This window comes from Nocardioides sp. NPDC004968, assembly GCF_040608935.1.
Taxonomy (GTDB): Bacteria; Actinomycetota; Actinomycetes; order Propionibacteriales; family Nocardioidaceae; genus Nocardioides.
In genome coordinates, this window is record NZ_JBEXJF010000002.1 from 308,461 (window position 1) to 322,244 (window position 13,784).

11 protein-coding genes are annotated in these 13,784 nt (G+C 69.6%); 6 read left to right on the forward strand and 5 right to left on the reverse strand.

Annotated elements, in window-relative coordinates:
* The first annotated feature begins 48 nt into the window (after positions 1 to 48).
* From pdhA to ABZU72_RS04050, 4 genes are all read left to right on the forward strand, one after another.
* Positions 49 to 1,185: a pyruvate dehydrogenase (acetyl-transferring) E1 component subunit alpha gene (gene pdhA, locus ABZU72_RS04035; protein ID WP_355017619.1), complete on the forward strand. Its 1,137-nt coding sequence runs from the start codon at positions 49 to 51 to the stop codon at positions 1,183 to 1,185.
* Positions 1,182 to 2,159, forward strand: a complete 978-nt coding sequence (locus ABZU72_RS04040; RefSeq protein ID WP_355017620.1) for an alpha-ketoacid dehydrogenase subunit beta — start codon at positions 1,182 to 1,184, stop codon at positions 2,157 to 2,159. Before pdhA ends, ABZU72_RS04040 begins: the two co-directional genes overlap by 4 nt.
* Positions 2,153 to 3,448 (forward strand): dihydrolipoamide acetyltransferase family protein, encoded by a 1,296-nt coding sequence (locus tag ABZU72_RS04045; protein ID WP_355017621.1) that lies wholly within the window; start codon positions 2,153 to 2,155, stop codon positions 3,446 to 3,448. The genes ABZU72_RS04040 and ABZU72_RS04045 overlap by 7 nt, the downstream gene beginning before the upstream one ends.
* 115 nt (positions 3,449 to 3,563) lie before the next feature.
* A complete protein-coding gene (locus ABZU72_RS04050) occupies positions 3,564 to 5,630 on the forward strand; it encodes a calcium-binding protein (protein ID WP_355017622.1) in 2,067 nt (688 codons plus the stop codon).
* Between the two features lie 94 nt (positions 5,631 to 5,724).
* Here the strand turns inward: ABZU72_RS04050 and ABZU72_RS04055 are convergent, their stop codons facing one another.
* The 5 genes from ABZU72_RS04055 to ABZU72_RS04075 form a co-directional block, all read right to left on the reverse strand.
* Positions 5,725 to 7,362, reverse strand: coding sequence for a polyketide antibiotic transporter (locus tag ABZU72_RS04055; RefSeq protein ID WP_355017623.1), 1,638 nt, complete (start codon positions 7,360 to 7,362; stop codon positions 5,725 to 5,727).
* Entirely contained in the window at positions 7,362 to 8,297 is a 936-nt protein-coding gene (locus tag ABZU72_RS04060; protein WP_355017624.1) for an ABC transporter ATP-binding protein, read from the reverse strand. Before ABZU72_RS04060 ends, ABZU72_RS04055 begins: the two co-directional genes overlap by 1 nt.
* Before the next feature lie 55 nt (positions 8,298 to 8,352).
* Entirely contained in the window at positions 8,353 to 9,024 is a 672-nt protein-coding gene (locus tag ABZU72_RS04065) for a TetR family transcriptional regulator (protein WP_355017625.1), read from the reverse strand.
* A gap of 47 nt (positions 9,025 to 9,071) precedes the next feature.
* Positions 9,072 to 9,974, reverse strand: coding sequence for a hypothetical protein (locus ABZU72_RS04070; RefSeq protein ID WP_355017626.1), 903 nt, complete (start codon positions 9,972 to 9,974; stop codon positions 9,072 to 9,074).
* A gap of 101 nt (positions 9,975 to 10,075) precedes the next feature.
* Positions 10,076 to 11,638, reverse strand: a complete 1,563-nt coding sequence (locus tag ABZU72_RS04075) for a carboxyl transferase domain-containing protein (protein ID WP_355017627.1) — start codon at positions 11,636 to 11,638, stop codon at positions 10,076 to 10,078.
* Positions 11,639 to 11,744: 106 nt separating this feature from the next.
* Here ABZU72_RS04075 and ABZU72_RS04080 point away from each other — a divergent pair, with 106 nt between their 5' ends.
* Positions 11,745 to 12,869 carry an LLM class flavin-dependent oxidoreductase gene (locus ABZU72_RS04080; RefSeq protein ID WP_355017628.1) on the forward strand — a complete coding sequence of 375 codons (1,125 nt, stop codon included), beginning with the start codon at positions 11,745 to 11,747 and terminating at the stop codon, positions 12,867 to 12,869.
* A 349-nt stretch (positions 12,870 to 13,218) separates the two neighbouring features.
* The gene (locus ABZU72_RS04085) at positions 13,219 to 13,674 is read left to right on the forward strand and encodes an HNH endonuclease (protein WP_355017629.1); all 456 of its coding nucleotides are present in this window, start codon (positions 13,219 to 13,221) and stop codon (positions 13,672 to 13,674) included.
* The last annotated feature ends 110 nt before the right edge of the window (positions 13,675 to 13,784 follow it).

Genomic DNA, 13,784 nt, shown 5'->3' on the forward strand with positions numbered 1-13,784 from the left:
ATCGGCGTAGCCAGCGGTGGCAACCCCACCCCGTGTGAAGGAAGCGTGATGACTGAATTTCTGGATCCGAGTCCCAGCCACACCGACATGGTGCAGCTGCTGAACCCCGAGGGAGAACGGGTCTCGCACCCGGACTTCGAGTTCTCACCCGACCGCCCTGAGGACGAGGCCGTACGCGGCTTCTACCGCGACATGGTGCTCACCCGTCGCCTCGACGTCGAGGCCACCGCGCTGCAGCGCCACGGCGAGCTGGGCCTGTGGGCACAGCTGCTGGGCCAGGAGGCGGCGCAGATCGGCGCGGCCCGCGCGCTCGCGCCCCAGGACTTCGTCTTCCCGACCTACCGCGAGCACGGCGTGGCCTGGTGCCGCGACGTCGACCCGATGCAGCTGCTCGGACTCTTCCGGGGCACCGACCAAGGTGGCTGGGACCCCGCCGAGCACAACTTCGGGCTCTACACGATCGTCATCGGCGCCCAGACCCTGCACGCGACCGGCTACGCGATGGGGGTGCAGATGGACGGCCTCGTCGGCACCGGCGACCCGACCCGCGACACCGCCGTCGTGGCCCACTTCGGCGACGGCGCCTCCTCGCAGGGCGACGTCAACGAGGCGATGGTCTTCGCCGCCTCCTACAACGCCCCGGTCGTCTTCTTCTGCCAGAACAACCAGTGGGCCATCTCCGAGCCGGTCGAGCAGATGGTCAAGGTGCCGCTCTACAAGCGCGCCCAGGGCTTTGGCTTCCCGGGCATCCGTGTCGACGGCAACGACGTGCTGGCGACGTACGAGGTGATGAAGTCGGCGCTCAAGCGGGCCCGCGAGGGTGGCGGTCCGACGATGATCGAGGCCTACACCTACCGGATGGGCGCCCATACGACCACCGACGACCCGACCCGCTACCGGCTGTCCGACGAGGTCCAGGCGTGGAAGCTCAAGGACCCGATCGCCCGGGTCGAGGCCTATCTGCGCCGCGGGGGTGGCGCCTCGACCTCCTTCTTCGCCAAGGTGGAGGCCGAGGCCGAGGAGTTCGGCGAGCGTCTGCGTGCCGGGATCCACGCTCTGCCCGAGCCCGATCCCGTACGCCTCTTCGACAACGTCTACACCGAGCTGCCCGACGAGCTGCGTGAGCAGCGCGACGGCTACGCGGCGTACCTCGCCTCCTTCGAGCACGAGGGGGCTTCCCGATGACGAAGATGACGCTGGCAAAGGCGCTCAACGCAGGGCTCCGGCGCGCGATGGAGGACGACGACAAGGTCGTCCTGATGGGTGAGGACATCGGCCGGCTCGGCGGTGTCTTCCGGATCACCGACGGGCTGCAGAAGGACTTCGGCGAGGCGCGGGTCGTCGACACGCCACTGGCGGAGTCGGGGATCGTCGGCACGGCGGTCGGCCTCGCGCTGCGGGGCTACCGGCCGGTGGTGGAGATCCAGTTCGACGGCTTCGTCTACCCGGCCTACGACCAGATCGTGTCGCAGGTGGCCAAGTTCCACTACCGCTCCGGCGGCCGGGTCGCGATGCCGATGGTCATCCGGATCCCGTTCGGTGGCGGCATCGGGGCCGTGGAGCACCACAGCGAGTCGCCGGAGGCGCAGTTCGCGCACACCCCTGGTCTCAAGGTGGTGGCCTGCTCGGACCCGGTCGACGCCTACTGGATGATCCAGCAGGCGATCTCCCACCCTGACCCGGTGATCTTCCTGGAGCCGAAGCGGCTCTACCACTCGACCAAGGCCGACGTGGACGTCGACGCCACGCCTGGCCCGCTGTTCGCCTCGCGGGTGACGCGGACCGGCACCGACCTGACGATGCTCGCCTACGGGCCGACCGTGAAGACCGCGCTGACCGCCGCCGAGGCGGCCGCGGGGGAGGGCAAGTCGGTCGAGGTGATCGACCTGCGCACGCTCTCGCCGCTGGACATGGGCCCGGTCTACGAGTCGGTGCGGCGTACGGGTCGTGCCGTCGTCGTCCACGAGGCCCACGTCAACCTCGGCCTCGGCGCCGAGCTCGCCGCCCGGATCACCGAGACCTGCTTCCACTCCCTGGAGGCACCGGTCCTGCGCGTGGGTGGCTTCGACACGCCCTACCCGCCGGCCCGGGCGGAGGAGTACTTCCTCCCCGACCTCGACCGGGTCCTCGATGCCGTCGACAGGAGCCTGGCATGGTGAACGAGTTCAAGTTGCCCGACGTCGGCGAAGGCCTCACCGAGGCCGAGATCGTCGAGTGGCACGTCGCGGTCGGTGACGTCATCAAGGTCAACGACCCCGTCTGCGACATCGAGACCGCCAAGTCCGTCGTCGAGCTCCCCTCGCCCTACGCCGGGGTCGTCCAGGAGTTGCTGGTCGAGGTCGGCACCGAGGTCCAGGTCGGCACCCCGATCATCCGCATCGGTGACTCGGCGGAGGCGCCCGCAGCCTCGTCCGAACCCCCGTCGGTCGAGCCCGCGAGCGAAGCGAGCGGTGTCGAGACCAACACAGCCGCTGACGAGCATGAGAAGCCGCTGACGCTGGTCGGCTACGGCTCCAAGGAAGACGCAGTCGTACGCCGCAACCGCACCGTCTCCGCACCGGCCGCCGCCGCGGGCACCGGTGTGCTCGCCAAGCCGACCGCCCGCAAGATCGCGCGCGACCTGGGTGTGGACCTGGCGACCGTCACCCCGGAGCGGGACGACGGCGTGATCACCACCGCCGACCTGGAGAACCTGACGTCTGGGCCGGGCTCGTCGACCGAGCCGGCAGCGCCGGTCGGTGGTGAGCGTCGCGAGCCGATCAAGGGCCTGCGCAAGCAGATGGGCCAGGCGATGGTCGACTCCGCGTTCAGCCTGCCGCACGTGACCATCTGGACGACGATCGACGTGACCCGTACCTCCGAGCTGGTCGCCACCCTCAAGGCCAACCGAGACTTCGCCGAGGTACGCGTCAGCCCCCTGCTGATCGTGGCCAAGGCGACGCTCCTGGCGATGCGACGTACACCGATCGTCAACTCGTGGTGGGACGAAGCCGCCCAGGAGATCGTCTTCAAGGAGTACGTCAACCTCGGTATCGCCGCGGCCACTCCCAGGGGCCTCCAGGTGCCGAACGTGAAGGGCGCCGACCGGATGTCCCTGGTCGAGCTCGGCACCGCGATCAACGAGCTCACCGCCACCGCTCGCACCGGCAAGACGCCGCCGGCCGACCAGACCGGCGGGACGTTCACGATCACCAACATCGGTCCGTTCGGCATCGACGGCGGCGCCCCGATCATCAACCCGGGCGAGTCCGCGATCCTCTCCGTCGGGGCGATCAAGCGTCAGCCGTGGGTGGTCGGCACCGGCGACGACGAGCGCATCGAACCCCGTGACGTCTGCACCCTCGCGCTCAGCTTCGACCACCGCCACATCGACGGCGAAGCCGGCTCCCGCTTCCTCGCCGACGTGGCCAGGATCGTCGAAGACCCGAGCACGGCGCTGCTGTTCTGACCCGTTCGACAATCACTCCACAGATCCTCAATTCGCTACCTCGAGGGGGGTATCGGATCTGGCACGATCCTCAGGCCCGCGCTGACGCGGGCCTGAGGATCTTCTGGAGGCAGGAATGGTGCTCCTGACGGGGCGCACGCTGCTTGCCGGGATCGTCGCGATGGCCGCCTCGGCGACCGTACTCGTGGCGAGCCCCGCAAGCGCGGCGACAACATCCACCGGCGTACGTTGCACCATCGTCGGCACATCGGGCGCGGACGTCTTGCGGGGGACATCGCATCGCGACGTCATCTGCGGTCGTGGTGGCGGCGATGTCATCTATGCGCGTAGCGGCAACGACCTGGTCGACGGTGGTGGCGGAAACGACCGGATCTACGGAAGCTACGGCACCGACAAGCTGATCGGTGGGACCGGGCGAGACAGTATCCGTGGTGAGGCCGGCGCCGATGTCATCTACGGGGGCTCTTCGTCCGACTACCTCTACGGCGGAACCTCGGACGACACGATCCGCGGTGGCTCCGGGAACGACCAGATCCAGGGCGATGACGGTCACGACCAGATCTACGGCGAAGCCGATCCGGACACGATCAACGGTGGGACCGGCTGGGACGTGCTCTACGGCGGGACAGGTGGCGATCGCATCCTGGGTGGCAAGGGCAACGACCGCGCGTACGGCGGAGACAACGCGGACGGGCTGTACGGCGGGGCGGGCAACGACCAGCTGCACGGCGGCAACCACAACGACCTGGTCCTCGGCGAGGCCGACGCAGATCGTTTGTGGGGCGACTCGGGAGCCGATCAGATAAGAGGTGGCAGTGGTGCCGACCAGCTCGCCGGCGGCGACGGCAACGATCAGCTCGAAGGCGAGGGCGACAACGACGCCCTCAGCGGTGGCGCCGGGACTGACCAGCTGACCGGCGGCACAGGCGTCAACCGCTGCAGCTATGACACCTATGACTATCTGCTCGGCGGGTGCGGCACCGACAAGTCGGCACCGAAGGTTCTCGGCGTCACCTTCTCCCCGAGCTCGATCGACACCACCCTGGCCGACGTGAAGGTGCGCGTGCGGGCACACCTCACCGACGACATCGGGGTCACCTGGGCACAGGGTCATGTGGTCGACCCCGAGCGCCCGAACAGCGGGCCCTCGCTGTACATGCAGAACATGACGAAGGTCTCCGGCGGCCCCCGCGACGGCTGGTGGGAGTACGTCATCACCGTCCCGCGCTACACGCCGGCCGGCACGCTGCGAGCGAGCGTCCTGCCCGAGGACGCCGCAGGCAGGATGGGCAGCGGCTACGAGATGGGGTCGCTCACGGTCGCGAACCGTGACCCCGACACCGAGCCCCCGACGATGAGCGTGACCGCGCTCTCCCCGAAGACCATCGACGTGACCACCGGCGCGAAGACCGTCCAGGTCTCGGTGCGCGGTGTCGACCCGAAGGCGGGGATCGGCAGGGTCGACATCTGTCTCTCGCAGCCGGGCATCGCGACGAGCGTCGACCCGCATCCGATGTACGACGGAGTCGCCTGCCAGGACGCGGTCCCGAGGACGTCCGGCACGATGCGCGACGGGATCTGGACGACCAAGCTGACCGTTCCGAAGAACTCCCCGGGCGGCGTCTACAACGTCGTGGTAGACGCCGAGGACCGCATCGGGTTCCGGGCGACCTGGATGGGCCCCGAGGCATATCAGGCCTACGCGGCGGGCACCTGGTCCGCTGGTGACGTCCGCGAGCTCACGGCCGCGCTCACCCGCGTCGAGGTCAAGGGACCGGGGCGTGACACGACGCCCCCGAAGCTCGCTCAGGTGACGGTCTCGCGGACGAGCGTGAACACGGCCGCCGGCGACGCGAAGATCCGTGTCCGTGCCCGGGTGACGGACGCGTACGGGCCGAACTCGGGGGTCAAGGGAGTCGACGCGAAGGTCCTGTCCGGAGGGTTCAGCTCCGACCCGTCCTTCCCGCGCATCACCTTGAAGCGGACGAGCGGAACCGTGTTCGACGGCTGGTGGGAGGGCGATGTGGTCGTCTCGCAAGGCACGCCCTCAGGGACCTACCACCTGTGGATCGGAATCTCCGACGTGGGAGGCAACGGCGACGGCTACACCGACGCCGATCTCGCCGGCGACGGGAGCTACCGGGCGCATCCCGACATCCCGGTGCTCACTGTCACCGGCTGACGCGGGCTCCGCCGAGACGTCAGCAACGCCGGTCGAGTGGGCACCGAGGTGCCTACTCGACCGGCGTATGTGACGCCTCGGCCGTGGCCTGGGGTCAGGCGGGGATGTTCCTGCGGCGGAAGCCGACGAAGGAGACCAGCAGCAGGATCGCGGCGACGGCGCTGAGGCCGATCATGTGCGAGGCCTCGATGGGCTCCTGCGGGTAGCGGCCGACCCACCAGAAGGGGGAGATGCCGGCGACCGAGTCCGGGAGGTCGAACAGCGGGCCGAACATGCCGGTGATGCACGTGAACGCGAAGAGCGCCCAGATGACCGGCGTGATCTTCGGGACCCAGGCATAGAGGGCCGCGGTGAGAGCCATGAAGACCGCGACCGCCGGCAGGAACGCCGCGCCGCCCTTCAGGAAGGTCCCCAGCTCGACCTCACCGTTGACCAGCGCCCCTGCCCACAGCGCGAGGGCTCCCGAGATCATGGTCAGGACGAACGCGCCGATCGCCACGACCGCGAGGTGTGAGCCGAACCAGCGACCGCGTGAGACCGGCTTGGCCAGCGTGATCTCGAGGCGGCCTTCGGTCTCCTCCGTCTTGGCCCGCAGGGTGGTGGCGATCGCGTACCCGGCGGCGGCCAGTGCCGCGTACAGGATCATGATCGCCAGGAATCCGGTGAGCGGGTCGTCGCCGAACATCTCGGTCCCGCCGGGCACGTCCGTCATCATCTCCTCGACACCCTCGCCGAGGTAGGTGCCGGTCGCGCCGAACATCACGAAGGTGCCGAGGAACCACCAGAAGAGGGCCGTACGCTGCTGGCGCCATGCCATCGCGACCGGGGACGAAAGCATCCCGGTCGCCTCGGCCCGGCCGGAGCGGCCGGCGAGCAGCGCGCCGTCGAAGTCGCGCTTCGAGGCCAGGAACGCCCCGAGGGCGAGGAGGACGACGACCGCCACAACGCTCAGCGCCAGCGGCCACCAGCGCAGGTCGACGTACGCCCTCATCTGCTGTGTCCACGCGATCGGCGAGAGCCAGGAGAGCCAGGTCCCGTGCTCGCCGGGCTCGGCCTGCAGGTCACCGATGCCGCGCACGAGCACCGCGACGCCGAGCACCGCGAGCGCGAGGCCGGTGGCGCCGCGCCCGTGGGTGGTCAGCTGCGAGGTGACCAGAGCGACCGCGGCGAAGACCAGGCCGCTGACGGCGATCGACGTGGACAGGGCGAAGGTGTCCTCGACCGCAAGGTCTCCGGCGGAGATCAGCAGCGCGCTACCGAGGACCGCGAAGACGACGTTGGCGATGACCACCGTCAGGAGCGAGGCGGCGACCGCCGCGTGCCGGCCGACCACGCGGGAACGGACCAGCTCCGCCCGCCCGCTCTCCTCCTCGGCGCGGGTGTTGCGGACGACCTCGAACATGTTCATGACCCCGAGCAGAGCGATCATCCACAGGGTCATCTCGTTGGCGAACATGGCGCCGATCGTGTAGTCGTCGAGCCCATAGTTCGGCCCGCCGAGGAACACCGACGCCGGCTGCTCCATCAGCGCAGCGCGCCCCTCGCGGTCCTCGGCCGTGGGGTAGACGGTGCTGAGCGCGGTGACGAAGTAGGCGTACAGCGCGAGCAGCGAGACCGTCCAGACGGTCAGCCGCACCCGGTCGCGCCGCAGCATGAAGCGGGTCAGGTGCCAGGTGCCGGCGAAGGAGGTCAGTGGCGTACGCCGGGGGAGGGCCGGAGCAAGCGTGCTCATCACGCCTCCTCCGTCTCGATGACGTCGCCGTAGTGCCGCATGAAGAGCTCCTCGAGCGACGGCGGCGTGATGGTCAGGCCACGTACGTCGAGGTCGGTCAGGGTCTTGAGCACGTCCCCGACGGCGTGGTTGTCCACGTCGAAGGCGACTCGGGTCCCGGCGCCGTTCTGGCTGGTCACGAGGTCGTTGACGGCCTGCAGCCCGCTCAGCGCCGACGGGTCGCCGCCGACGGTGGCGACGACAGCGGAACGGGTCAGGTGGCGCAGCTCGTCGAGCGTGCCGGACTCGACGGCGACCCCGGCCCGGATGATCGTGACGGTGTCGCAGACCTTCTCAACCTCGCTGAGGATGTGGCTGGAGAGCAGCACCGACGAGCCCGCGGCCTTGGCCTCCCGGGCGTACTCGGTGAAGACGGCCTCCATCAACGGGTCCAGACCGGAGGTCGGCTCGTCGAAGATGTAGAGCTCGGACTCGTCGAGGAAGGCCGCGACCAGGGCGACCTTCTGGCGGTTGCCCTTGGAGTAGGTGCGCGCCTTCTTGGTCGGGTCGAGCTGGAACCGCTCCAGCAGCTCGGCCCGGCGTGCCTTGCGCCTGGCCTTGTCGCCGCCCGGCTTGAGGCGGGTGAGGTAGTCGATGCACTCGCCGCCGGTGAGGTTGGGCCACAGCGACACGTCGCCAGGGACGTACGAGATCCGCTTGTGCAACTGGACGGCGTCGCTCCAGGCGTCACCGCCGAACAGCTTGGCGGCGCCGGCGTCGGCGCGCAGCAGCCCGAGCAGGACCTTGATGGTGGTGGACTTGCCGGCTCCGTTGGGGCCGAGGAAGCCGGCCACCTGGCCGGGCTGGACGGTCAGGTCGAGGCCGTCGAGGGCCTTGAAGGAACCGAAGGACTTGTGCAGGCCCGCGATCTCGACCGCGGGGATGTTGTCGGACATGGGAACTCGCTTCCGCGTTGGGAGGATAGGAGGACGTACGCCGACGGGCCTGGCGTCATGCAGACGGGGGCTCCGTGGCGGCGTCCTGCGGCGGGTCCGGGACATAGAGCAGGTATTCGTCGAGCATCCGGCGGGTCGTGAACACGCCCTGCGTGTAGAGCTCGATCATCGGCAGGTAGCTCGTGGACAGGAAGCCACGCACCATGCCGCTGATGTCGCTCGGGTCCTGGGGCGGGTTGAGGGTGAGCTCGAGCATGAGCGTGCCGAGGGCGGAGAGGACCAGATAACGGGCCCTGGCCGTCTCGTCGCGGCTGGGCTTGATCAGCCCGGCCTCGATGCCGTGCTTGGTGTAGCCGACCGCGTCCTCGATCATCTGCTCGATGAAGGTGCGGCCGACCGGCCCGCCGTTCTGCAGGGAGCGGAGGACGTAGCCGAGCATCGGTGCGTACTCGTCCGCGGCGGCGAACCTGTGCAGGATGCCCTGGCCCGAGGCCAGCTCGTCGATCGTCTCGTTCTTCGACGCCCGGATCTCGGCGAGCACCCGCTCATCACACTCGGCGTGGAGCTCGTCCTTGGAACCGAAGTGGTGGATCACCAGGGCCGGGCTGACCCCGGCGTCGGTCGCGATCGAGCGGACCGAGGCACCGAAACCGTCGCGCGCGAACCGCAGGATCGCCGCGTCGCGGATCCGCTCGCGGGTCGTCGGGTCGCCAGGGGCTGAACGCATGTTTAATCCTAAACACGTGTTCAGCCCCTGCGCAAGGGGTTACCCGATCAGTTGATGGTCCAGGTGAAGTCGACGGCGATCGGGAAGTGGTCGGAGAGCATCAGGCCGGTGCCGTTCTCGCGGAAGTCGGCGTCCAGGTTGCGGTAGGAGGTCGCGCTCAGGTCGACCCCGCCGCCGTCGCGGTAGAGCACCTTGTCGACGACTTCGCACTCCACGCCCGGGTTCACCTCCGGGCACCCCAGGGCCGGGCTGCCGCGGTCGGGCTCGTCCCCGCTGCGTACGAGCTCCACCCAGGCGTCGGTGAGGCCGTTGGTGGCGGCGAAGTCGGAGATCCGGTCGCCCTCTCTGGTGTAGCGGGTGTTGGTGTCGCCCATGACCAGGACGGCGTTGCCGGCCGAGTGCTCGGAGATGTACGCCGTGAGCTGCTCGAGATTGCCGCGGCGAGCGGCCTCGTCCAGGCTGTCGTCGCCGGCGTCGGCGTGCAGGTTGTAGACGTCGATCCAGGTGCCCGGGGCGATCTGTGCGCGGTGGAAGGTGAAGCCCTTCGGGGTCAGGCAGTCGGCCTGGTTGATCCAGCAGTCGTCCCAGGTGACGCGGTCGAGCGCCTCGTACGGCTGGTGGTGCAGGCTGTTCAGCCCGCTCCCGAACGGCACTCCGCCCGAGGTCGGGGTGCGGTGGGCGTGCACGTCGGTCTCGTAGAGGTAGGCGTGGTAGTTGAAGTCCTCCTGGACGTTGACGATGTCGAATCCGTCGATGCGGCGGCCGATCTCGTTGGTGGCGGACTTGCGTGGCGTCGGTGCGCTGGAGATGGCCTCGGGGAGGCCGGCGATGTTGTACGTCAGCGCACTGAAGCTGCCTTCGGCCGCCTGCGCCGGGGCGCCGGTGAGGGGAAGGGCCGCGGCGAGCGAGGTCGCGGCGGCGAGGGCGAGGAGACGCTTGATCTGAGGCACGAGAAACTCCGATCGAGTGTGGGGGTCGAGGGGCTCGTCGCGAGCCCACCCCATCGTGGCGGAGTTCGTGGTGCGTGTCCGAAGATCTCCTGCGTACGTCCTCAGCCCGCGTAGCGAGCGGCCCGAGCCGTCGGCTCGCCCGGTCCGGAGGCGAGGAGCGCGAGCAGCTCGTCCTCGAGGACTTCTCCGACCCGGCGGCAGAACGTCTCCGGCTCGTCGGCGGCGTCGGGCGACTCCGCAACGATCCGGTCGACCACGCCGATCTGCTGGAGGTCGACGGCGAGGACCCGCTGCGCCTCGGCCATCTCGGCGGCGTGGTCGGAGTCGCCGTACACGATCGCGCTCGCACCCTCCGGCGGAAGCGGGGAGAGCCAGGCGTGCTGAGCGGCGACCACCCGGTCGGCGGGGAGGAACGCGAGCGCGCCACCGCCGTTGCCCTCGCCCAGCATCAGGCTCAGCGTCGGGGTCTCGACGTTGACGAGCGTGCTCAACGTACGCGCGATCTCGCCGGCGATGCCGCCGTTCTCCGCCTCCGCCGACAGTGCGGCGCCGGGGGTGTCGATGACGGTCACGACGGGGAGCCCGAGCCCGGCGGCGAGCTTCATCCCGCGCTGCGCCTCGCGCAGGCCCTCCGGCCCGAGCGGCTGGTGTGCCTGCTCGCGCCGGTCCTGGGCCAGCACCAGACACGGCGCCGAACTGAACCGCGCCAGCGCGATGATCAGGCCCGGGTCTCGCTCGCCCTGCCCGGTGCCGTTGAGGGGTACGACGTCCGAGGCCGCGATCCGGAGCAGCGCCCGCGCTCCCGGCCGGTCCGCGCGCCGGGACCGCGTGATCGCATCCCAGGTGTCGACCGCCGAGAAGTCGGCCCCGTCGGCCGAAGCGTCACTCCCGTCGGCCGAGGCGTCACCGGCTGACGTCTCGGGCGACGCGAGCGACGTCTCGGCCGACGTGGGTGACTTCTCGGGGCGGAGGTCGAGGATGGTGAGGACACGGTCGACGAGCCCGGCGAGCTCGTCGGGAGGTACGACGCCGTCGACGAGGCCGTGGGCGAAGAGGTTCTCCGCGACCTGGACGCCGGAGGGGAAGGGGCGCCCGTTGAGCACCTCGTAGACCTTCGGACCGAGGAATCCGAGGAGCGCCGCGGGCTCGGCGACGGTGACGTGTCCCAGGGATCCCCATGAGGCCATCACGCCGCCGGTCGTGGGGTGGCGCAGGTAGACGAGGTAGGGGAGACCGGCGGCCTTGTGGCGGGTGACCGCCTCGGCGATCCGGACCATCTGCACGAACGCCGGCGTACCCTCCTGCATCCGGGTCCCGCCCGAGGCCGGGCCGGCCAGCAGCGGCAGCCCCTCGCGGGTCGCCCGCTCCACGGCCGCGATCAGCCGCTCGGCCGACGCGCGCCCGATCGACCCGGCCAGGAACCGGAACTCGGAGAGCACCACGGCCACCCGCCGCCCGGCGATCCGGGCCTCGCCGGTGACCACCGACTCGTCGGTTCCGGCCCGTTCCCGGGCGCGCACCAGGTCGGCGGCGTACGCCTCGGGGACCTCGCCGGCTCGATTGCCTCGGGCTCCGCTTCGGCCGTGGACGGGCGGGGTGTCCCAGGACGTCCAGGTGCCGGGGTCGAGGACGAGGTCGATCAGCTCAGCGGAGGTCAGGCCCATGGATCGGACGATACCCAGGAATTGGCTCAGTGGCTGAGCCTGTTCCGAGGGGCGACACCAGATGCGTTAGTCTATTAACTCAATAGACAATCCGAAGGAGTCTGGAATGAACGCCCCCACGAACCCCGAGCTCCTCTGGTATCTGCCCAACTTCGTCGAGGCCGGACACCGTGGCGACACCGCAGCGACGGAGGACGGCTACGGCACCCTCGACTACCAGGTCGGTCTCGCCGAGGCGGTCGAGAACGCCGGTTGGACCGGTGCCCTGCTCGGCACCAGCTGGGGGAGGCCCGACACCTTCACCGTCGCGACGGCCCTGGCCGCGCGCACCACGACCTTCGAGCCGCTCGTCGCGATCCGCCCGGGCTACTGGCGCCCGGCCAACTTCGCCACCGCGGCCGCGACCCTCGACCAGCTCAGCCGTGGCCGGGTGCGGGTCAACATCGTCTCCGGCCAGGACGACCTGGCCGCCTATGGCGACCGCGAGGACTCACGCGCCGCCCGCTACGCGCGGACCAAGGAGTTCATGCGGCTTGTGCGGCGGCTGTGGACCGAGGAGAACGTCACCTTCGACGGCGACCACTTCCAGGTCGCCGACTCCACCATCACCCCGCGTCCGTACGCCGTCGAGGACCGCCCGCACCCCAGGCTCTACTTCGGCGGCGCGTCCCCGGAGGCCGAGGCGGTGGCCGCGACCGAGGCCGACGTACAGCTCTTCTGGGGCGAGCCGCTGGACGGCATCGCGGAGCGGGTCGAGCGCCTGCAGAACCTCGAGCAGTCGCTGGGCCGCGACCTCGCGCCACTCGAGTTCGGGCTGAGGATCACCACGCTGATCCGCGACACCCGCGAGGAGGCCTGGCGCGACGCGGAGGAGAAGGTGCACCGGATGGCCGACTCCGTCGGGGACCGCGAGTTCCGACGCGGGCGGTCAGCGGTCGGGCAGAGCCGCCTCCTCGACCTCGCCGACCGTGGCGACGTGCTCGACGAGTGCCTCTACACCGCTCCCGGGAAGTACGGCGGCGGCGGCGCCGGAACCACCTGGCTGGTCGGCTCCGCGGACGACGTCGCCGCCGCGCTGAGCCGCTACCAGGAGCTCGGCGTGACCCACTTCGTCCTCTCGGACACGCCCTACCGGACCGAGGTCACCCGGGTCGGCGAGGCGCTGATCCCGAGGCTCCGCGAGGCGGACCGGGGCGCGCTAACGGGTCCAAACGGCGTACGTCGGGCGTAGTTAACCGGAAAGACACGCTCCTGACCTGGGAAAACCGTTGGTAGCTGGAGGGTGTTCGCTCTATTCTGGTAGCACCCGGTTTCGCCGCCGGGTGCCACCACTTGACCTTTTGAAGGGCCCACCATGAGCACGCAGCACTCGACCACCGCCCCGGCGGCCTGGTCGCTGACCGCTGCGCACGAGCGCGACCCTCATGCCCGCGGGAGCCGACAGTGACCTGGGTGCATAGCCGCACCGGATCACTCCGGGCCGCTCCTGCGAGACATGTCTGTCTCGTCGGGGCGGCCCTTTTTGTTTCCACCCGACCTGCACGCGATCTCTATCCGACTCTCCTGGGAGGTAACCGAGTATGACCACGACCATGGGCGCCGTGACCCTGTATAACGCCTCCTTCGAGCCGCTCGGAAGGGTCTCGTTCAAGCACGCCGTGCGGATGCTGTTCCGTGAGGTGGCGGTGGTTCACGAGCAACAGGGCGACAAGATGATCGGGCCACATCCATGGCCCAAGGCGGTGCGGCTGGTCCGCTATATCGCCATGCATTGGATGTACCGGCCGGCCGGCTACTCCCGCGAGGGAGTGCTCAAGCGCGACCAGCATCGTTGTGCCTACTGCGGCGGCCACGCCCGCACCATCGACCACCTGCTGCCACAGTCACGCGGCGGCAGATGGACATGGATGAACACCGTGGCGGCGTGCGGCAGGTGCAATGGCCGCAAGGGCAACCGCACCCCGGAGGAGGCCCACATGGTCCTCCGCATCGAGCCGTACGTCCCGACCCGTGCCCAGCTTGCCGCCATCATCTGACCCGCCGAGAGGTCAGTTTCTGCCACCGAGGAGTCGATCGCTGTCAGAACCTGACCTTTCGGCGTCAGAATGTGACCTCTCGGCGAGGAAAATGCCGTGTCGACTTGACG